This is a genomic window from Desertivirga arenae, from assembly GCF_017355785.1.
Classification (GTDB): domain Bacteria; phylum Bacteroidota; class Bacteroidia; order Sphingobacteriales; family Sphingobacteriaceae; genus Desertivirga; species Desertivirga arenae.
On sequence record NZ_JAFEWE010000006.1, the window covers coordinates 41407 to 61604 of the forward strand.

Here is a 20198-nt window from a genome sequence, read left to right on the forward strand (position 1 = left end):
CTTGGTTGCTGACAATAGGTTGTAACATTCTTTTGTCATAAGAACCTACGACAAACTTTCTTGTGTAGCAATTTGTAACAAGGCTCGTCCAAAACTTTTACTGTTACTGATTCATGAGATCTATACGAATACTTCCTATTGCTCTATTACTTGTATTTATTTTACTAATAGACTTTTATGCTTTCCAGGCGCTGGGTCCTATCATATCAAAATTTGGTAAAAGTTCTCAAGAACTTGTCTCCGCAGCATACTGGGGAATTACAGGTTTTATCCTCTTTTCACTTCTTTTTACTCTAAAAGCAGCTCTAAAAGTTGGCAAACTTACTAATGCCTTAAAAAACTGTATAAATACGGTATTAGTCAACTTTGTAACTAAGCTTGTCTTTGTTCTATCAATTTTTATCCAGGATATAATCAGAGTACTGGCGAGTGTATTTAATGCTGGTGTTTTACCAGCACGGAATGATATCGCCATTTTTGTCGGACTAGGATTAGCCTTTCTTATTTTTCTGGCCTTTTTACATGGGGTAACACTCGGTAAGTACAATTATAAGGTTCATAAATTGAACCTGCATTTCGATGATCTACCGGAAGCATTTGATGATTTTAAGCTCGTGCAGATCTCTGATGTTCATGCAGGCAGTTTTGACAACGCCAGAGCGGTAGAAAAAGGCATTCGTCTGATAAATGATCAAGAGCCCGATCTTTTTGTATTTACGGGCGATTTGGTGAATAATCAATCAGAAGAAATCCTTCCCTGGATAGAAAAGTTCGGCAGGATAAAAGCTAAATACGGGAAGTATTCGATTTTGGGGAATCATGACTACGGCGATTACATTCAATGGAGCAGTCATCATGAGAAAGCGATGAATCTCGAGCATCTTAAAATATACCATTCTAATATGGGCTTCGAGTTACTTTTGGATCAGCATGCTTTGATAAAAAAGGACGGACAAGAAATTGCCCTGTTAGGAGTGGAAAACTGGGGCCTGGGATTTGGACAAAGAGGTGATATTAAAAAAGCTCTTTCGGGGGTGAATCCTGATGCCTTCAAAGTTCTTCTTTCTCATGACCCTACCCATTGGCAAAGTATTATCAAAGAACTTCCGGTCAAAATAGATTTAACACTTTCAGGACATACGCATGGGATGCAATTTGGAATAGAAGCCCTTGGGATTAAATGGAGTCCGGTAAAATACAGGTATAAGCACTGGGCTGGATTAACGGAGTATAAGAGCCGCTATCTTTACATCAACAGAGGCTTCGGTTTTTTAGGTTTTTCAGGAAGAGTAGGAATCTGGCCGGAAATAACGGTAATAACATTGAAAAAATCTTATGCTTAATCACACTCCTTTTTCAACCAGATATTTCCAGTATCTTTTGGGAACGTGCCTTAAATGAAGCTTTGTGTTCTTCCGCTCCTGTATATTAACATGTTGAAAGTAATCTTTCCACAATGATTGATAAAGTTCCTCAGACTCCTCAAACACAGAGCTTTCTCCTTTAGTGTTCCAGTCTTCAGTAGAAGCGAAAGTGATCTCTTCAACACTTTCCAGATTGTAATAGATACCATATTTTCTTCTCAGGTCGTAGATCAACCATTTCTGGTCGGCATACCGTTTTCGAAAATGCTCTGTAACCAGGGGTAGCACATTAAAATCAGGTTCTATTTCTGCAAAATAAATATTATCCTTAGTTAATTTAAAGCGGACAAAAGCCTCCATCCTATGCCTCTCCCGGTGAACCATTTTGGCGACCTGGCTCACTTTCAACACCGCAGGATTAGCAAAAGCCTTCTCTGCTTCCTTCGTTGAGAATGCCAGCTGTATAAATTTCAAAAGTGTATTTTCTATTCCAGGAATTTCCGAGAGGTAGCAGCAATAGATATTTTTACAGGATGAGACAGGTAAGTGTTTTAGTAAACCGTTCCATACTCGTTCAGCTTTCAGCTTATTAGTGGCTACCTCATATCTTCCAGCGAATGCTTCCGGTAGATAAAAAGCTTCTTTTAAGATCGAAACCAGAGAAAACTTCTTTTCATAGACTTCAAAAACCGCTGATAAAAATCCATACCAGGAGCCATCATAAGTAAGATTGACCATTAAAAAAGACTTAGTTGAGGAGTGATCGACTTCAAATGTTTACTCTGTGAAGAGGCAAGAATAAATTGCTTTATCTGACTCTCTGAATAATTTTTTCGCTCAAACTGTGAACTATTACAGGTAATAAAATACCTCGCCCGGTTCAATGCTACTCCTATCTTCTTCAAGTGTTCCCAATTTAATCGTTGAAACCTTCGGGCTTCGACGATCTTGTGTGCGGATTGAAGACCAATTCCCGGCACACGGAGAATTAAGTGCAGATCTGCCTTGTTAATATCTAATGGAAATTCATGTAGGTTCCGAAGAGCCCAACCCAATTTGGGGTCAATATCAAGATCAAGATTAGGATGATCGTTATTTACGATTTCCTGTACTTTAAAACCATAAAATCTCAGCAACCAGTCGGTTTGATAAAGTCTGTTCTCCCTGATAGTAGGAACGGCGGAACTTAATCCCGGTAAACGACTATCGTTGCTTATCGGAACATAACCAGAGTAATAAACGCGCTTAAGATTGAAGTTCCTGTAAAAGCTGTTAGCTGTAAACATAATATCCTTATCGGTTTCCCTGGAAGCTCCAATGATCATCTGGGTACTTTGCCCGGCCGGAGCAAAGAGAGGGGCTTTTTTGAATAACTTTTTCTCCTCTCTGTTCTGAATGATCTCCTCCTTAAGGTAATTCATTGGTTGGATCATATCCTTTCGGTCTTTATCGGGAGCAAGAAGCTTTAAGCCCTGTTCGGTTGGGATCTCGATATTAACACTAAGGCGGTCTGCGTATAAGCCAGCTTCATGCATCAATTCGTCACTTGCTCCGGGGATAGATTTGAGATGAATATAACCATTAAACTTGTGCTCAGTACGGAGCTTCTTTGCTACACGGACAAGGCGTTCCATGGTATAGTCGGCATTTTTAAAAATTCCCGAACTAAGAAAAAGGCCTTCTATGTAGTTTCTTCGGTAAAAATTTATGGTTAGATCGACAACTTCCTGAACAGTAAAAGCCGTTCGCTGGATATCATTACTTTTCCTCGTTACACAATAGGCGCAATCGTATATACAAAAGTTGGTTAGAAGTATTTTTAGCAGGGATACACAACGACCATCCTCTGTGTAAGTATGACAAATTCCATTTCCAGTATCTCCTAAACCTTTATTATGATTTTTACGATTACTTCCGCTGGAAGAGCATGAAACATCGTACTTCGCCGCATCTGCTAATATTTGCAATTTCTCTCTTATCCTCTCCGACATAAATCAAAAATACTAAAATAATTAGTAAAGGATAAAATCAATTTGAAATTCAATTTGTTTATTTAAATGAAGGAAAAGGCAATAATTTTTTAACTTGCCAAAACAGTTGGCACAGTTTCCTGGCCTTTTTTACCCCACAGATTTAACATGAAGCAAACCAGGGAGATAAAGAATTTCATATATAGTCAATATTTTACCGATGGCCTTCGGATTACATTTGGGGTACTTCTACCCCCTTTAATTTTTTCGCAAGCAGGGCATTTAGATATCGGCATTACTGTTTCATTGGGAGCTATTACAACAAGTATTCCTGATACCCCCGGCCCGGTTGTTCATAAGAGAAATGGTATGATGGCTAGCATTGGTTTCATGCTATTTACTGCCTTGCTTACAGGGCTGATAAATCACTCGCCGGTCCTGGTTGCTATGGAGGTTCTTCTTTTATCCTTTTTTTATTCCATGTTCAATGTTTATGGTAACCGGGCATCTTCTGTTGGAACAGGGGTTCTGATTGTCATGATATTAAATATTGAAAGAGAGTTTAGTGCGGCTCAACTTTTCCAGTATTGCGGGTTCTTACTATTGGGAGGCATCTGGTATATGGCTCTTAGCGTGGCAATTTCAATGCTTCAACCGTATAGGATTGCCCAGCAGGCTTTAGGGGAATCCATAGAAAAAGTGGCTGATTACCTGCGATTGAAAGCTCGGTTTTATAATCCAGTTACAGATCTTGATCTGAACTACAAAAAACTGGTAGAAAAGCAGATCGACGCCCACCAACAACAAGATGTAGTGCGAGAAATTCTCTTCAAGAATAAGTTGGTTACCAAAAATCCATCAGATACTGCTCGCTTGCTGGTTCTGCTTTTCTCTGATATTGTAGATCTATTTGAGCAGAGCATGGCTACTCATTATGATTACAGGGCCGTAAGGGAAAGATTTGAAGGCAGTTCTGTACTACGTGAGTTTCAAACTATTATTCAGAACATTGGTGACGAATTGGAGAACTTAGGCCATGCTGTAACAGCTAATGAGCGGCCTAAACAGCTTCATAATTTTCAAAATCAGTTAGAACAGTTGAAGTACCATATTGATATGGTGGACAATAATCTTATCCTCAAAAAGATATTAATTAATGTTCGGAACATCATAAATCGCATTCAATCTATTTATGGGTATTTCAGGGAGAAAAAAGTAGATAATATTAAGAAAGGGACAGAAAAAGATCTTGACAGGTTTGTTTCCCGACAAGCTATCGATCCCAAATCCTTTGTTGATAATCTTAGTCTTAAATCCAACAACTTCAGACATGCTTTACGTGTTTCCATTGTTTGTGTATTAGGTTACATTATCTCTACCATGATCGGTGGAAGTCATAGTTATTGGGTGTTACTAACTATTGTAGTTATCCTGAAACCAGCCTTTAGCCTGACTAAAGAACGTAACTATCAGCGTTTAATTGGAACCTTTGTAGGAGGAATTGTGGGAGCACTGGTGATCTACTACGTGAAGGACCCAACACAACGCTTCCTCATCATGCTGGTTTTTATGATCGGTGCCTATAGTTTTCAACGGCTTAACTATGTAGTTACAGTTCTGTTCATGACTCCTTTTATCCTGATCATGTTAAGCTTTATTGGTTACGGAAGTTTGAAAGTAGTTGAAGAACGCATTATTGACACCTTTATAGGTTCTTTTATTGCATTAGTGGCGAGTTACTTTGTTTTTCCTGCCTGGGAGTATTTCCACCTCCGTTCGCATATGCGAAAACTCCTGATTGCTAATTATCATTACCTTGCTGAAATAGCATTAACTTTTACCGGAAAAGAACTTGATGTGGTAGAGTATAAACTAGCTAGAAAAGAGGTGTATGTTCAGTCGGCTAATATGGGATCTGTGCTTCAGCGAATGTTATCAGAACCTAAAGACAAACAGATGCATGTTAATGAGGTGAACAATTTCATTGTTTTAAACCATAGTCTTTCCTCTTACATTGCAACTTTAGCGACTCATATAAAAGCTGAGGAAAGACAGCTGATCAATCCGGGGCATGTAAAAACCTTAAGGAAAGCCCTGTTCCACTTGTGTGAAAGTATTGCGCAACTGCAGTCAGATAACCAAACCGGATTTAAGGAGATTGATTTGAAAGCTCCGGAGGCTGCTTTGAAACTTGCTGAAGAAAGTCCGGATTCGAGGTTAATTACTGAACAGTTAGATTTTATTAGCAAAGCATCATCGGATTTGTTAAAGATCACGCAAAAAGTGAGCGGTCAGGTTGAAAATCCAACTTTAGAAAAAGCAGTAAATACGCAGCCTGCTTAATATTAGATACTCTTTAAAGGGTTGGCAAGGATCTATGAAAGGAAAAAATCTTCCAGACTACTTAATAACCTGAGCGCTTGATTTCGGTATGGGTACCTCCTATCCTCCTCCTGACTGCAATTGGTATAGAATCTAATTTGAAGAAATAAAAGTTTGCTGTTCTTATGGAGAAGAACCTGCTTTAGCATCTTTATACTATAGAACCTAAAGCAATGGCAGAATTAAACTCTTCAGCTGGAAGCCTCAGAGGCAAAGGCCGTACTTCAACTTTATCTCCAAAGGTAGACATGACTCCAATGGTAGATCTTATGTTCCTTCTTATCACGTTCTTTATGCTAACCACCTCCCTGGCCAAGCCATTTATGATGTCACTAGCTATGCCTGTTGGCGAGACTCCTGGATTAGAGGTTGCAGATAATCGTACCATGAATATATGTATTGGTAAGGATAACAGTTTACAGTGGTATATGGGAAAAGCTGACAGTCCCCTAACATCTCCACATATTATCAATTTTTCTATAGAGGGTTTGCGGAAAACGTTGAACACCCAGAATAAGAGAGTTCAGCAATTGACGCGGAGCCGGGAGAAAGGAGTAATCGTCTTAATTAAGCCAACAGATAAGTCTAACTATAAAAATCTGGTAGATGTATTGGATGAGTTGAAAATAACTGGAATAGATAACTACATGATAGTAGACGCTTTACCTAAAGATATTGAAAGAATGAAAAGTTCGGCAATTTATTAAATCTATAAAAAAGACCAGAGCAATGCTCTGGTCCTGATTCCCTGATAAAGGCTAAAAGTGATTATTGCTGATCTTTAAGCCGCTTATCCAGATCTATCTCAGAACTTGTTTTATCGAGGTTCTCACGGAAGTTCTCTTTAATGTTCTCCGAATTATATTGAACCTGATCTTTTCCCATATCTCCATTTGTTCCTGCATCAAAAGCAATTTGCTCACTTCCCGGAGGATTATCTCCTAGCAAGTTCTTAGTTACCGGAGCCTCAGCATCATTCAGAGGATCTGTATTATTATCTGGGATGGTTTTTTCCAGAAAGTTACTGACACCCTCATCGTTGCCAGGAACAGTATTCAGCACTTCATCCTGATCATCGAAGTCTGGCCGATTTTCATCCTCAATTCTTGTCACCAGGTCCATACTATTCAACTGCTCCTGTTCATCCAGGGATGTGGACTGTTCAGGCTGGTCTTCACCAAAGCCTTCATCTTCCAAATAATCATCTTTATCTATCATAGGGATGTATTTTTACTTTAACAAATTTAAATTATCGTTCGATGATCCTGCTTCTGAATCGTCTTGGCGAATTTGAAGAGCTGGATGCAATTCTGCTACGGTACGCCTTTACTGTTTCATCTATATTAATCGCTCCGTTTCGATCCAGTATTTCAGCGGCCCTTTCTGCTTCTGCGATCGATAACTTGTTAATGATCACAACAGGATATTTCCGACCGTCATCAGAATCGAGCCAGCCTGATTCTTCAGAACTAAATAAATTTGAAAAAAAACCACTGATTCCTTCTTTCTCGTGCAGGTTACCCCGGGCTATATCCTCTTGATCGCGAAAGACAATTTGAACTTCTCTTCTATTAAAGCCGCTTTCTAATAAATGATTTTCTGCCAATTCAGCTTCCCTTCTCGATTGAAAAACACCCGCCACTGATTGCTTTCTAACTTCGTCACTTTCATAACGATCCGTAATTTGTTCAGCCGCAACAGGTCTTTCATCTTTTGTTATATACTCCCGGGATGTTCCAGTGTAACTTCTGGTATCGGTAACCAAATTGGCGGAAGGTCTATTTCCAGAACTGAAGTTATGGAAGGTATTATTAATAATCTCTTCGGTTTTAACAGTGAGGCTATTTCTATCGTAATTTGGTAAAGAACTTAGCTCGTTAGCAGAAATGCCTGGGTAAACTACATTCTTGTATACTTCATCCAATTCTGCGTACTCAAGGGGTAAGAGAATCTTTCTTCCCATCATATACAATTCGTTTCCATCCGTATCTAGAATAAAGTACTTCACTTTATGAGCCTTGGTATCAAGAATAAGATCGTTAACCTTACCCAGGATCCTCCCATAATCGTTTTTTACTATCCAGCCTCTTATATCTGGTTCTCCAGGGGCCATTTCGTATTTACTATTGCCTAGTTCTCTAAAATGTGTAATTTGATTATTTTCAGCCATAATACTCTCTTATTAGGTTTTACAAGAAAAGATTGAATGAAAGGTCTTAGGCCCTTCATTCAACACTTTATTTATTGATCTTGCCAAGGTTGAATTAGGAATGCAACTGTCCGGACTGGTAATACATGTATAAAAAATACAAAGCCGCAGCCAGTATAAGTATTACAATAAGCCAAAGCCACCCTGTGCTTCTGCGCTTGCGTTGAACGTGTAATTCTGCCATTGTTGTTTTTTAGCTTTTAATTGTACAAAAGTTAGCAAATCACTATATTGCCTTATAGAGCTATTATCATACCAAAATCAGGATCGCTGACCTTTTTAATTCTTAAAGAACATTTTGATTACCCCTGCCGTAAAACGAAGGAATAAAAAGCGATGTGATCGCAGGATAGGTATTAAATATAACGAGCATCAATTCTATGCCTGATAAAAAAATAACAGTACTTTACGTAGACGACGAACCAAATAACTTATTTTCTTTTAAAGCTACGTTCAGATTAAAGTACAATATAATTACTGCAACGAGTGGCGATGAAGCCATGGAGATCCTAAAAAAGACTCCTATCGAAATTATTATCACTGACCAGCGCATGCCGAATATGACTGGCGTGGAGTTCCTGGAGAAAGTGCTCGAAATTAATGCTGAGCCCATGCGACTGTTATTAACCGGATATGCGGATATGAATGCGGTGATAGATGCAGTTAATAAAGGGAAGATTTTCCATTACCTGACCAAACCCTGGAATGAAGAAGAACTTACTATGTCAATAGAACGGGCTTACGAAGTCTATGTCCAGCAAAAAGAAATTGTGGATATGAATAGCAAACTTTTAGTATCTAATGATCAGCTTGAATTTTTGCTGAGGCAGAAATTACTGGATTAAAAAGCTTTATTCGATATAAAAGCAAAAGGGCCAAAAGGCCCTTTTGCTTTTATATCGGTTTCTACAATTATCCGGGTATTTAATAAGAATTATTGGAGTAATAAAGGAGACAGAGACTCGGCTGTGATCGGTTTATCCATAATATTGTTCACTGTATCATAACTGCAAATCTTGTCAATATCATTCTTATTCATAGAAGAAGTAAGAGCTATGATCTTATACTTGTCTTTCGTATCCTGAGGCAGTTTCTCAAACTCCTCAACAAATACAAAGCCACTCATAATTGGCATTAATACATCAAGTATGACAATTGTTAGAGGAGTATCCTCCCTGACTGGCGACTCTTTAATAAATTCGAGTGCTTCTGTAGCTCCCAAAAAGCAATTCACCTCCTCACATTGTCCTGTATACCTTATCATCTTTTCTGCTATATAGCAGTCCAGCGCACTATCATCAATAATAATAAACTTATACTTTCCCATCTAGCTAATCATTTACTTGGAATAGTCACATTGAAGGTCGCCCCTTCTCCTAGTTCCGATTCTACCTTAATCTCCCCGTTAAGCTTTAACAATGCATCCTTAACATTATACAGGCCAAATCCTGAACCTGCTTCAGTAGTAGTTGCCCTATAAAACAAGTTAAAGATCTCTCCCAAATGATTGGAGGGGATACCGATCCCATTATCTCTTACTGTAAAATAGGCGGTATTTTTGATCACCTCTGCACTAAGTTCCACTTTTTTATTCGGAAGATCTCTTTTCTGATATTTAAAGGCATTTGACAATAAGTTATTGAGGATCAACTTCAGCGAGGTTTCATCGCAGCGGAAAGCCTCTGTCTGAGAAACAGTAGTATTAAAGGTAATACCATTAGCATTACTATAAATACTATAAATATCCGTGAGATCTTTAATTACGTTCTCAAGGCTGATCTCCTTGATCTTTAGTTCTCCACGCTGGAGATTATAATAGTCATGAACACTTAGAATAAAGGTATCAAGCTTTTTAACGGAATTCTCCATTAAGTACAACATCTCCTTCATGTCTTCAATTGACTCCAAATGTTTTACTACCCTTATTGCTCCAAGAATCCCGGAAAGGGGACCTCTTATATCGTGACTAACGCTGTAAGCAAACTTATCTAATTCGTTATATGCAATCTGTAGCTCTTCATTTTTCAACGCAAGAAGAGAGTTAGATATATAAAATTTATTTGCCTCTTCTATGGCTGAAATAATATCAGCATCCACCCAGGGTTTCTTCACATACCTGAAAATGTGCCCACGGTTAATGGCGTCGATTACAGCTTCTATATCAGTATATCCGGTTATAAGGATCCTTATAGGCAGTGGATGCTTTTCCCTAACCTCTTCAAAAAATTCCACTCCTGTTTTATTCGGCATCCTCTGATCACAAAAAATAATTCTTGTGTCGGGATGCTTATCCAGGATTCCATAAGCATCCTCAGTGTTGCTTGCCGTATATACACTATAATCCAACCGGAATGATGCCTTAAAACCTACAAGGTTATTAGGCTCATCATCAATATATAATATCTTAACTTTTTCTGGCATTATGCCTATAATTTAATATTTAAGGTGAAAGGGAGGTTGTAATTTATACAAGTTTTACACCGGTATAGTTGCCTCTAATTTATGTATTACCGGCAAATTGATGATAAATTCTGTACCCTCTCCTAAGGTCGAGTTCATAGTAATAATACCATTATGCTTTTTAATAGTATTATAGGCTATGGACATACCTAAACCGGTTCCCTCACCCACTTCTTTTGTGGTGAAGAAAGGTTCGAAAATTTTCCTCATTGTCTTCTCATCCATCCCTGTTCCGTTATCAGAAATCTTTATGAATACATGCTCTTCATCGTGACTTGTAATAATTTTAACCTCTCCGCCAGGAGTATCTCCAAACTTTTTATTAATTGCATGGATTCCATTAGAAATGATATTTAGAAAAACCTGATTTAGCTTCCCCGGATAGCATTCAATTAACGGAAGATTAGCGTATTCCCTGGAAACCACTATCCTATTATTAAGCAAGTTATTAATAATAATCAAGGTTGAGTCTAAACCTTCATTAATATCTGCCCGTTTTAAGTCGTCTTCATCCACACGGGAAAAGATCCTGAGGCCTTTAACTATTTCAGCTGTACGAGAAGCACCTTCATGAATACCTTTAAGCAGATGATCAATTTCGATCTTAAGGTAATCAAAATCCATCTCTTCCTTATACTCTTCTATTTTTCTGACCTTCTCATCCTGCGCGTCTGCCGATAAACCTACTTCTTCAATAGTATGGATCACATCCAGAAGCATTTTAACATCACGTTTTAATGGAGCTACGTTAGATGTAACGAAGTTGATCGGGTTGTTGATTTCGTGAGCAATTCCAGCAGTTAACTGTCCAAGTGACGCCATCTTTTCTGAATCAACTAATTGACTTTGAGTTTGCTTCAAATGTTCAAGGGTGGTATTTAATTCCTCATTGGATTCCTTCAACTCTATGGTGCGTTCAGCTACTCTTTGCTCTAGAACAACGTTTTGCTCGCGGATAATTCTTTCGTTTTCCTGAGCAACTTTCAATGCCTGTAACTGAGACAATTCTTTTTCCTTCTTTAATGTGTTGATCTTTCCAGCCAATGCAAAAGACAGGAATACAGCCTCAAGAGCAGAGCCAATCTCAACAGAATGCAGTGTGAAGGCATTATAAGGAACAATGCCGTAATCTTTAGCCACGAAAACAAGAATACTTGCAAAGAAGATTGTCCAGCTGAGCAAGAAGTACCTGGCGGGCGCAAAGTTTCTTCTATAGACCACCCAAGCAACGATCATGATCAATATAGACACAATAGCAGCATTGACATTTACTATTTGAAAAGCCACAGGCTTATGTCCAACCAACAAAACAATTATTGAAGTTATGTAAACACCTATTGTTCCGTAAAGAAGCAGACTTAAACGGGGTGAATATAAGCTGGTCCTGAGGAAGGATATAGAAAACATAATAGTTCCAATACCTGACATTGCTCCACATATAATTACCATATTCTCGGCCAACCACTTGTTCTCAGGCCAAAGGAAACGATGAGAAAAACCCAAAAGTGTAGCTTGGGTAAGCGTTACCCAGAAGTTATAATGACAGTAAACAAGATAATCTCTATCGCGTGTAGTAAAGTATATAAAAAGATTGTACAAAAGCATTACCAGCATAATACCGAGGTAAAAGCTTGTACGACTATCAGAAACACTTATGTCCTGGAAAATCTTTTTCTCGGTTGCCAGGCTTAAAGGCGCAAGTATTTGCTGATTGCTTTTTAATTTAACAAAGCATTCGACTTTTTCATTCTTCTTTAGATAAATGTCATAAAGATAGAACTGGTGTTTATACGGTCGATTTGTAAAATAATCCGAATTATTAATTTTGATACTGTCAACCCTGTTACTTCTAACGATGTAAAGATTAGCAATATCAATTATAGGATTTGATATATTTAAAGTAACCTTTCCTAGTTCAGTATCATTTTTAATAAGAAATTTAACCCAGTTATTAGCCTTACTCACTCCCAGATTAGGAACATCAGAAATACTCTTTTTGAAAATATTCCGGGTGGCTTTCACCTGATCAAATGACAAGCTTTCACTGGAGTCCTGGAAGATGTAAAGATCCTTCCCAATAAAATTCTCATGAATTGCCTTGCTAAGGGCAATAGTGTCCTGACCCTTCACACGTATAGATGCTACCAAACACATAAAGGCAAGCAGCATCAAATACTTTCCTCTCATATAATAAGCTTTAAACATTTCTTAATTTAACCAGGTTGACATTTACCCATTAAAAATTTGATCAAGGTCTACGTAATACCTTCCGGAGGTTTGATGTTCCCCCAGCAGAATTCGGCGACATATATCAGTAGTGATAGCTCCTCCCAATACTACGGAAGAAGCCAGTTGTGGCCAGGTGTTAATAGTTATATTAATTTCCTTCATGGACATCTTCATGCGCTCTGACAGTGTATCAAAATTCAGGATTGCATTAACCACTTCCATCCGATTTTTATCTGTCACTTCTATCGCTCCATTTTCAATAAATGCCTCCAACCGGCCATGCATTATTGGCCTTTCAGGTTCCAGATCGAATCGCTCTACATCAAGCATCCCCCTGTCGTTTGTATCCATCACAACAGGCATTTTAAGTTGTTTTGCCTTAAACCTGCTTACTAATTTCATCCCAATCCCATCACATACTTCTACGTACAGATCCAGCTTCCGTTCCAAACCGAAAAAGGCATCTATATTATCTTCTTGAAGACCGTCATTGAATATCTCTACTTTAACAAAAGGATCAATTTCAGCAATTTCCCGTGCGGCGATGATAGTTTTCCTTAATCCCAAATTATGAACCCCTGTTCTTATTCGATTCAGATTACTAAGTTCGGCGGTATCAAAATCAGCCAATCTTATCTCTCCGCAAGTCCTTTCCATTACAAGCGTTAGCGCTATAGACTGTCCCACAGATAAACCTGCAATCCCTATACATTTAGTACGAAGGATATTTTGCTCCTCCCGTGTGATCTTATTGCGGTTCCGATTTGTCCTGACTTCTATAAATTCTTCCTCATCCAGGAGGTGTACTATGGTACGGCTCCAGGGATAATACACCCAAACTCCATACTCACTTAATTCCTTATCGCCAATATGTTCTGAAATGAGGCTTTGAAAATCTTCCTCAGAAAGCTTCATTGAGGGGTGCTTAATCTTAATAAGCTCACGAATTTGCCCTATGATCTCGTCGTGAACTATAATTTGGGGATCACCATCCAGCAAAGCATCGAACGAAACCTTCTCTGGCAAATTAGCAGTACGAAATATAGTAGGTAAAAAAATCTCTTGCATAAATAAGTTCGACTGAGCGAGTTTTGATTGTAATTAATTAAATGGAAAGCTCATTTTTGCTTCATCAGGTTTAGCGTTCTGGTAGTTTCGATAAGCCTCTGAGATCGTATCCGTCAAACTCCATTTTTCCAGATTAGGAACCTGTGTTTGATAGTGTATCGTTATATTCTTCCCCCTTAACGTTTCCATTCTGACCGTATTAAAACTATTCCGGATATTCAAAATTGCCTGCCTGTCATCCTCTTGGGCAGTAGAAAGCCCTTCTAAATCTGTAACTACCATTGTTGTTGCAACAAGATCCTCCTTTGGATAATAGAAGGTTCCATCTTTTCCTACCCTTGGTTCTAATTGCATACCAACTCCTTCAACCGGCTTTACTGTATAGGGGGCACAAAGCGCAAAAAGCGATTTTAAACCTATCTGATAAGCTACCGCTACAGCCGCCCTTATTAGAAATATACTTCCGATCCCATATCCTGCGATCTCTCTCGAATTCCATAAACCACACAACTCACCTGTACCATTCTGAGCATAAGACCAAACTAAGTCGAAAACGTTGGGATCAATAGCACCTGTGGCTTGTTCTAAAGGCAACAATTCTGTTCCTCCCGAAACATGTACCCGGGCTCCGCCATATACACGCTCGCCGTCCAATGATTCTACGATCAATACGAAAGCAGCAGGATTTTTGGTCCATTCGTTCTTTGATGAAGTAACTTTGGTAATTCCAATACTCGTTAATACATGTTCATGTCCCTGGACAAAGAGTTGGCAAGCCTCAGGATCATCAACTGCACGAAAGGCCCTCAATCGGACCTCTGGATTTTCCTTATTTAAAGCGTTCCCCATTAAGTAAATGAATTAGTTTTCCAGCAAATTAAAAACCATAACAACTTGTATAATATCATCAGGAGTTTTATTTGCTAACCCAAAAGTTTATACGGATCGGTTTTAGAAAAAGATCACTTAATTTGAAAAAGAGTTTTTTAATGTTTTATATATGACATTGATTTTAAAAGTATTCCCTGATTTTCGGCTGCTATTTAGTGGGGAATAGCAGGAGGAAAGAATTTAATTACAAAACTTTATATACCTTAAGGCCTGTAAAACAAAATTTGCAACCAGCAATACAAGCAAAGGCATTGAGCTGGCGGGTAAGCTAGGGAGAATACACTTTGAAGCTTGAAAAGAACTAATACAGGATAAATATATTATAAAGGACAATGGAACTTAATATCGGAATTGGCTCACGTGTTGCCCACCCTTCCTTTGGTAAGGGTGTTGTAATAAACATCAGGTCTAATGCTTATCTGATTACATTTATAGAAAGTGGATATAAAGAGATACCTCTTTCGGATGATATTGAGGTGCTCGATGATATGGCGCCCGATACGGACATGGTGAGTGCCTGGGAAGTGGAACAGACGTTGAAGAAGATCCTGCAGAAGTGGTCGGATGTTTCTGAAGTGGTGCCCTTAGGAGACAAGTGGAAGAATGGAAAGATGGTCTTGCACCCTGGGAATGCTGGGCTTGCTCCTAAAGAAATCCCTATCGACCAATTCTTCAATAAGATTGTTATGGTAAGGGACAGACTAAGAGTAATGGAACAAAGGATTAATGCCAGTGACCTTAGCAATGAAGAAAAAGTAAACCTTCAGCAATACATTACAAGGATCTATGGAAGCTTAACAACCTTCAACATCCTTTTCAAATACAAAGAAGATCAGTTTGTGGGAGAGAAAACCTCTTAAATCATCTTTTAATAAATGGAAAGTAATACTAATAAGTAATACTTTCCATTTTCTTTTAATTAAACGACAAGAACACTGTTAGTGCTGCCAAAAGCGTTAGGACTTTGCTTATCTGCATCCGGCTCCTCTAACCATTCGGTTCCGTCAATCCTGTATTTGAATTCATGTTCGGTGTTTTTTGGCAAAGTAACCTCTGCACTAAAAGTACCGTCTTTCTTCTTATTCAATAAAATAGAATTTTCCCAATCGCTATTTAATCCTAATATCTCTACCTTTTCAGCACTTTCTGGCTTAACTATAAATTTAACCTTGCAGAGATCCTTAGTCTTTAAGTATGTTTTTTGAAGCATAATTTTTATTGCATTAATAATTTAATACCAATTTTAAGAAATAATAAACATTTTCATAGTAAAACTAGAAATAAATTTTAATTATCAAAAAAAGTATTGAAAATTTATTTACCAGTTGAACATTTTATTATAATGTCGACTTGCGTATAACACCCTACTGCTGCTTTTGTTTAGGATATATGAAGCATGCACTGATATTTCTTCAACAATTATCTCAGAAACTTGAAAATGTGTAAACCTTAAATGAGAAATGCCCCTGGATTAACAGGGGCATTTCTCATTTAAAGTTATATTTTCTCTCTAAAGATCTTTCACCTTCACAACTTGTAATTGCCTGCGTTTAAATTCCTTCAAAATGGCTAAAGCTGATTTTGACTCAGTGTTCCAATGATGAACTACCAAAGGGCGAGGACTTTCAAGGATCTGATCAGCAATTTCTTTGACTTTTTTGTTACTTGCGTCCTCAGCAAGTGGTAAATTAACAACAGATAACTCATAGGGATTTAACATAGCCTTCTCTTCTTCTACGATTTTCCTTATATCAGGTGTTGTTGGGTTTAGTAAGTTAACTACAGTCTTATAATTTCCGGCTAATATATATCCAAGGAACTCCTCTTTTGTAGGATAAGGAATAAAATAGAGGCCTTCCGTTACCTTATATATGTCTCCCCTTTCAAAGCTTCCAATTTCTTCCAGAGTGCGATGGGCAACCGTTGAGCCTATCTTTGTTGTATCACTTATCCTCGAAATTAAATTCTTCACAACATTCACCCGATCTTTTCCAAGGTAGCAGTGTACATAGTACTTTCCTTTTCCAGATTTGACAAGCTTTTTAATTACTTCAATTGATTGAGTATTCTCACTTAACCAAGGAAGCATTGGTGCCTTTATCAACTCAATGCCTGATGATCTGGCGTTCTCCTCCTCATCCGAAAGCAACTTTAGCTCAAAAGGAGCCACAGCAGGATGCAATAAAGTAATAATGCCTGTATATCCTTCAGCCTTTAATTTCTCAACCTGCGCTTTCTCAGGATAAGGACCTATCGTGAAGCGATCTGAAACTACATGGTTTTCACCTGATGTATTAATTGCAGCTGGATTCATCATATAAGCGACTGCTACGGTGCTTAAAATGAGAGGTATCACGAAAATAGCTACTTTAGCAATAGAGCTTTTTGAATTCCGTAATGTTGTCAATGCCCATAAAGATAGAGCTACTGAAATTAAGATCAGTAGTGCGATTAAAAGCATAACACTTGCACTCTCCGAGCTCTGACTCCAGTTATGATCTCTGGAATAATTAATAACAGATCGCAATGGACCGAGAAGTAATCCTGTTCCTATTGGGTACCCTATAAAGACTATTAAAAAAACAAGGATCAGCCATTCCCTCAAGCCCTTTGGCAGATTTCTTTTCATATAGTAAGGTTAAACAGAGGATCTTACGCTTAGTATAATCCAAGGGTTACAGTTTGTTTCGGTAAGGCTGGAGAAAGACTACCAGAATAAGAGGTAAGATTGTTCAATAAGTTACAACAAAAAACCCGGACATCTGCCCGGGTTTCCTATATCTTCTAAAAAAGTTAACGTTTCGAACGTTCCACAAATTCTCTTTCTACATGCCCTACGTAAACCTGACGAGGACGACCTATAGGCTCTTTATTTTCACGCAACTCTTTCCATTGTGCTATCCATCCAGGTAACCGACCTAAAGCAAATAATACAGTAAACATATCCGTAGGGAAACCTAAAGCACGGTAAATGATACCGGAATAGAAGTCTACGTTCGGGTAAAGTTTACGCTCTACGAAGTATGAATCATTAAGAGCAGCTTCCTCCAGTTTCTTAGCGATCTCAAGTACAGGATCGTTTATTCCAAGTTTGTCAAGAATATCATCGCAAGCCTTTTTAATGATCTTAGCCCTTGGATCAAAGTTTTTATATACCCTATGACCAAAGCCCATCAGGCGGAAATTGTCGTTCTTATCTTTCGCTTTCGCAATCCACTTATCAGTGTCACCACCATCTTCCTTAATTTTCTCTAGCATTTCGATCACCGCCTGATTAGCGCCACCGTGAAGAGGCCCCCAAAGTGCGGAAACACCAGCCGAGATAGATGCATATAAATTAGCTTCAGAAGAACCTACTATACGTACAGTAGATGTTGAACAGTTTTGCTCGTGATCTGCGTGAAGGATCAAAAGTTTATTCATTGCATCAACAACAACAGGATCAACTTCAATTTCATGAGTAACCTGACCGAAAGTCATATTCATGAAGTTTGAGATATAATCTAGTTTGTGTTGAGGATAGATGAATGGCTCTCCCAAAGAACCCTTATAGATCCAGGAAACGATAGTTGGCATTTTAGCCAATAGCTTAATGATGGTAAGATTTATATCGTCTTTCGTTGGATGAGTATTTAAACTCTCCGGATCAAAGGCTGAAAGAGAACTTACAAGAGATACCAATTGCCCCATGGGATGAGCCTTTGGAGGGAAACCGTCGTAGAACTTTTTATAATCTTCGTGCAGAAGCGCATGCTTGCTCAACTGGGCCTGAAAATCATCTAACTGCGTTTGCGATGGAAGATCTCCATATATTAAAAGGTAAGCTACCTCCAGGAAAGAGGTTTTCTCAGCTAATTGCTCAATAGGATAGCCTCTGTATTTTAGAATACCCTGCTCACCATCTAAATAAGTGATCGCACTTTTAGTACATCCGGTATTTTTATATCCGCTGTCAAGTGTGATATAACCAGTTAAATCACGAAGCTTTGAAATATCAATCGCTTTCTCATTTTCGGTGCCGGTAATCACCGATAAGTCGTACGTTTTGTCGTCTAGGGTTAAAGAGGCTTTATCTGACATATATATTGGATGTTGACGCAAAAATAATCAAATAAGCCTTTTCTGAAATTTTATTTTCATTTGAGGCGGTGTTTTATGAGTTGCGTCATACTTTTTGATAAAAAAATTACATAAAGAAAGCGTCGAAGGCTTTCTTAGGGTATTGGTAAGGCTTAAAATGGAAGCTTTTCCAATTAAATAAAGCTATAAAACAAAGAAGCCCTGCTAAAAAAGCAGAGCTTCTAATACTTTTCTAATGATTTCTTATTTGCTCAGGTTAAAACCGTAAGCAATTCTTAATGCTACTTGTCCAAGGCCAGCGTTCTGATATCTAAATTCTTCGTAACGAAGACCCAGATCAAGTCCGTTGTTAAAACCCAGGCCAATACCAGGAGCCCAAACAAACGCCGTTTTCTGATTTTCATCAGTTCCAAATCCTGCTCCCAGCTCACCACTTATATAAAAGCGCTCTATAGGAAATACTTTCAATCCTGCTTTTAAAGGAACAAAACCTACGCTTCCCATATCTTCACCTTTAAGTGAAAAGTTGGTATATCCCAGAGACAAGAGACCAGAAACATTACTGTAGAAATCTTTTTGAAGACGTAAATCGCCACCTACGGCAAAGTTATACGCATCGTGCGTAGGAATTCCCAGGCTCAGACCAATTCCCAGACGAGTGTCTCTTGAATCACCACCTCTACTTTGAGCATTAGCTGTAGTATAAGAAACGATGATCGCTACCAGTGCAGCTATAAATTTAAGGTTAAATGTTTTCATACCTATATATATTATGTGTTTACTTATTACCGCTTTGAAACAACAAATGCTACAAATAGTTGGCTGTTTATTTAAAATCGTAAACACCTTAAACATTAAGGATTGATAATCAGAATAAAAAAAATCAATTCCTCTGTATCAAACTCGTTAAATTTATCCCGTAAGCCACCCTAAGCGCAAACTGGCCTGTTCCCATCCCCCTTCTTCGGGACTCTTCATATCTCAAGCCCAAATCCAGTCCGTTATTAAAGGCCCAGCCTAAGCCGGGTGACCATAAAAAGCTAGACTCCTGCGCCTTGTGCTGCTTAATAGCCGTACCAACCTCTGCAGTTACATATAATTTTTCCAAGGGGAAAACTTTTGTTCCTAGTTTAAATGGAACGAAACCAAAATCAGCGAAGTTATTTTTATGATCATGCTGAAACTCACTATATCCGAGGGTAAGAAGACCAGATACACTTCTCGAAAAGTCCTTTTGGGCTCTCACGTCTCCTCCATAAACCGCGTTAAATCCATGTCGGGTTGGTATACCGGTGCTAAAACCAAGGCTTAGCCGAATAGCTCTGGAATCGGCAGGTTGAGCACTTGCAATAAATGATGATAATATAAACAGGGCAAATAAAGCCCCGGCAATAGACTTTGTATTGATCATTTTCATAGGCGTTTTAATTATTTATTGTTTTCCAATTTTAGAACAAAACATTTCTGAAAAAGTTCACAAACAGCCTTAATTGAATTATTTCTGTATCCCTCTTTTCTCAAAATTTCACAAGGAAGAAAATTTTG

19 protein-coding genes are annotated in these 20198 nt (G+C 38.3%); 5 read left to right on the forward strand and 14 right to left on the reverse strand.

The genetic code is table 11. From position 1 onward, the window contains the following. The first annotated feature begins 113 nt into the window (after positions 1–113). Entirely contained in the window at positions 114–1343 is a 1230-nt protein-coding gene (locus J4N24_RS13675) for a metallophosphoesterase (protein ID WP_207534259.1), read from the forward strand. On the opposite strand, the gene J4N24_RS13680 is transcribed toward J4N24_RS13675, so the two are convergent. Further along, on the reverse strand, positions 1344–2102 hold the full coding sequence (locus tag J4N24_RS13680) for a TIGR03915 family putative DNA repair protein (protein ID WP_207534260.1): 759 nt from the start codon (positions 2100–2102) through the stop codon (positions 1344–1346). Next, positions 2102–3355 carry a putative DNA modification/repair radical SAM protein gene (locus J4N24_RS13685; RefSeq protein ID WP_207534261.1) on the reverse strand — a complete coding sequence of 418 codons (1254 nt, stop codon included), beginning with the start codon at positions 3353–3355 and terminating at the stop codon, positions 2102–2104. Before J4N24_RS13685 ends, J4N24_RS13680 begins: the two co-directional genes overlap by 1 nt. 147 nt (positions 3356–3502) lie before the next feature. On the opposite strand from J4N24_RS13685, the gene J4N24_RS13690 reads away from it, so the two are divergent. Then, on the forward strand, positions 3503–5677 hold the full coding sequence (locus J4N24_RS13690) for an FUSC family protein (protein ID WP_207534262.1): 2175 nt from the start codon (positions 3503–3505) through the stop codon (positions 5675–5677). Positions 5678–5889: 212 nt separating this feature from the next. Then, a complete protein-coding gene (locus J4N24_RS13695) occupies positions 5890–6423 on the forward strand; it encodes an ExbD/TolR family protein (RefSeq protein WP_207534263.1) in 534 nt (177 codons plus the stop codon). Positions 6424–6484: 61 nt separating this feature from the next. Here the strand turns inward: J4N24_RS13695 and J4N24_RS13700 are convergent, their stop codons facing one another. Together J4N24_RS13700 and J4N24_RS13705 are read right to left on the reverse strand one after the other, a co-directional pair. Beyond that, a complete protein-coding gene (locus tag J4N24_RS13700; protein ID WP_207534264.1) occupies positions 6485–6934 on the reverse strand; it encodes a hypothetical protein in 450 nt (149 codons plus the stop codon). A 31-nt stretch (positions 6935–6965) separates the two neighbouring features. Continuing rightward, positions 6966–7886, reverse strand: a complete 921-nt coding sequence (locus tag J4N24_RS13705) for a PRC-barrel domain-containing protein (protein ID WP_207534265.1) — start codon at positions 7884–7886, stop codon at positions 6966–6968. Between the two features lie 419 nt (positions 7887–8305). Here J4N24_RS13705 and J4N24_RS13710 point away from each other — a divergent pair, with 419 nt between their 5' ends. Beyond that, positions 8306–8770 (forward strand): response regulator, encoded by a 465-nt coding sequence (locus tag J4N24_RS13710; RefSeq protein ID WP_207534266.1) that lies wholly within the window; start codon positions 8306–8308, stop codon positions 8768–8770. 89 nt (positions 8771–8859) lie between these two features. Here J4N24_RS13710 and J4N24_RS13715 read toward each other — a convergent pair whose 3' ends face one another. The 5 genes from J4N24_RS13715 to J4N24_RS13735 are packed head-to-tail and all read right to left on the reverse strand — an operon-like array spanning position 8860 to position 14531. Then, positions 8860–9252: a response regulator gene (locus J4N24_RS13715; protein WP_207534267.1), complete on the reverse strand. Its 393-nt coding sequence runs from the start codon at positions 9250–9252 to the stop codon at positions 8860–8862. A gap of 8 nt (positions 9253–9260) precedes the next feature. After that, positions 9261–10346, reverse strand: a complete 1086-nt coding sequence (locus J4N24_RS13720; RefSeq protein ID WP_207534268.1) for a sensor histidine kinase — start codon at positions 10344–10346, stop codon at positions 9261–9263. Positions 10347–10400: 54 nt separating this feature from the next. After that, positions 10401–12590, reverse strand: a complete 2190-nt coding sequence (locus J4N24_RS25730) for a sensor histidine kinase (protein WP_207534269.1) — start codon at positions 12588–12590, stop codon at positions 10401–10403. A gap of 24 nt (positions 12591–12614) precedes the next feature. Continuing rightward, entirely contained in the window at positions 12615–13682 is a 1068-nt protein-coding gene (locus tag J4N24_RS13730; RefSeq protein WP_207534270.1) for a ThiF family adenylyltransferase, read from the reverse strand. 33 nt (positions 13683–13715) lie between these two features. Next, positions 13716–14531, reverse strand: a complete 816-nt coding sequence (locus J4N24_RS13735) for a hypothetical protein (RefSeq protein ID WP_207534271.1) — start codon at positions 14529–14531, stop codon at positions 13716–13718. 374 nt (positions 14532–14905) lie between these two features. On the opposite strand from J4N24_RS13735, the gene J4N24_RS13740 reads away from it, so the two are divergent. Continuing rightward, the gene (locus J4N24_RS13740) at positions 14906–15433 is read left to right on the forward strand and encodes a DUF8685 domain-containing protein (protein WP_207534272.1); all 528 of its coding nucleotides are present in this window, start codon (positions 14906–14908) and stop codon (positions 15431–15433) included. A gap of 59 nt (positions 15434–15492) precedes the next feature. On the opposite strand, the gene J4N24_RS13745 is transcribed toward J4N24_RS13740, so the two are convergent. The 5 genes from J4N24_RS13745 to J4N24_RS13765 all read right to left on the reverse strand — a co-directional run bounded on the left by J4N24_RS13745 (position 15493) and on the right by J4N24_RS13765 (position 20064). Beyond that, a complete protein-coding gene (locus J4N24_RS13745; RefSeq protein WP_207534273.1) occupies positions 15493–15783 on the reverse strand; it encodes an isoamylase early set domain-containing protein in 291 nt (96 codons plus the stop codon). 300 nt (positions 15784–16083) lie between these two features. Continuing rightward, complete coding sequence (locus J4N24_RS13750; protein WP_207534274.1) at positions 16084–17202, reverse strand: protein-tyrosine phosphatase family protein; 1119 nt, start codon at positions 17200–17202, stop codon at positions 16084–16086. Positions 17203–17366: 164 nt separating this feature from the next. Beyond that, a complete protein-coding gene (locus J4N24_RS13755) occupies positions 17367–18653 on the reverse strand; it encodes a citrate synthase (protein WP_207534275.1) in 1287 nt (428 codons plus the stop codon). Positions 18654–18896: 243 nt separating this feature from the next. Next, positions 18897–19412, reverse strand: a complete 516-nt coding sequence (locus J4N24_RS13760) for a hypothetical protein (RefSeq protein WP_207534276.1) — start codon at positions 19410–19412, stop codon at positions 18897–18899. 124 nt (positions 19413–19536) lie between these two features. Next, on the reverse strand, positions 19537–20064 hold the full coding sequence (locus J4N24_RS13765) for a hypothetical protein (protein WP_207534277.1): 528 nt from the start codon (positions 20062–20064) through the stop codon (positions 19537–19539). Positions 20065–20198: the final 134 nt, after the last annotated feature.

What these genes read in the sequence shown, in the direction of transcription:
- J4N24_RS13675 (WP_207534259.1), top strand. Translation starts at nt 114, where the DNA reads ATGAGATCTATACGAATACTTCCTATTGCTCTATTACTTGTATTTATT.
- J4N24_RS13695 (WP_207534263.1), top strand. Translation starts at nt 5,890, where the DNA reads ATGGCAGAATTAAACTCTTCAGCTGGAAGCCTCAGAGGCAAAGGCCGT.
- J4N24_RS13750 (WP_207534274.1), bottom strand. Translation starts at nt 17,202, where the DNA reads ATGAAAAGAAATCTGCCAAAGGGCTTGAGGGAATGGCTGATCCTTGTT.
- J4N24_RS13740 (WP_207534272.1), top strand. Translation starts at nt 14,906, where the DNA reads ATGGAACTTAATATCGGAATTGGCTCACGTGTTGCCCACCCTTCCTTT.
- J4N24_RS13755 (WP_207534275.1), bottom strand. Translation starts at nt 18,653, where the DNA reads ATGTCAGATAAAGCCTCTTTAACCCTAGACGACAAAACGTACGACTTA.
- J4N24_RS13735 (WP_207534271.1), bottom strand. Translation starts at nt 14,531, where the DNA reads ATGGGGAACGCTTTAAATAAGGAAAATCCAGAGGTCCGATTGAGGGCC.
- J4N24_RS13730 (WP_207534270.1), bottom strand. Translation starts at nt 13,682, where the DNA reads ATGCAAGAGATTTTTTTACCTACTATATTTCGTACTGCTAATTTGCCA.
- J4N24_RS13705 (WP_207534265.1), bottom strand. Translation starts at nt 7,886, where the DNA reads ATGGCTGAAAATAATCAAATTACACATTTTAGAGAACTAGGCAATAGT.
- J4N24_RS13765 (WP_207534277.1), bottom strand. Translation starts at nt 20,064, where the DNA reads ATGATCAATACAAAGTCTATTGCCGGGGCTTTATTTGCCCTGTTTATA.
- J4N24_RS13760 (WP_207534276.1), bottom strand. Translation starts at nt 19,412, where the DNA reads ATGAAAACATTTAACCTTAAATTTATAGCTGCACTGGTAGCGATCATC.
- J4N24_RS13680 (WP_207534260.1), bottom strand. Translation starts at nt 2,102, where the DNA reads ATGGTCAATCTTACTTATGATGGCTCCTGGTATGGATTTTTATCAGCG.
- J4N24_RS25730 (WP_207534269.1), bottom strand. Translation starts at nt 12,590, where the DNA reads ATGTTTAAAGCTTATTATATGAGAGGAAAGTATTTGATGCTGCTTGCC.
- J4N24_RS13690 (WP_207534262.1), top strand. Translation starts at nt 3,503, where the DNA reads ATGAAGCAAACCAGGGAGATAAAGAATTTCATATATAGTCAATATTTT.
- J4N24_RS13720 (WP_207534268.1), bottom strand. Translation starts at nt 10,346, where the DNA reads ATGCCAGAAAAAGTTAAGATATTATATATTGATGATGAGCCTAATAAC.
- J4N24_RS13710 (WP_207534266.1), top strand. Translation starts at nt 8,306, where the DNA reads ATGCCTGATAAAAAAATAACAGTACTTTACGTAGACGACGAACCAAAT.
- J4N24_RS13745 (WP_207534273.1), bottom strand. Translation starts at nt 15,783, where the DNA reads ATGCTTCAAAAAACATACTTAAAGACTAAGGATCTCTGCAAGGTTAAA.
- J4N24_RS13700 (WP_207534264.1), bottom strand. Translation starts at nt 6,934, where the DNA reads ATGATAGATAAAGATGATTATTTGGAAGATGAAGGCTTTGGTGAAGAC.
- J4N24_RS13685 (WP_207534261.1), bottom strand. Translation starts at nt 3,355, where the DNA reads ATGTCGGAGAGGATAAGAGAGAAATTGCAAATATTAGCAGATGCGGCG.
- J4N24_RS13715 (WP_207534267.1), bottom strand. Translation starts at nt 9,252, where the DNA reads ATGGGAAAGTATAAGTTTATTATTATTGATGATAGTGCGCTGGACTGC.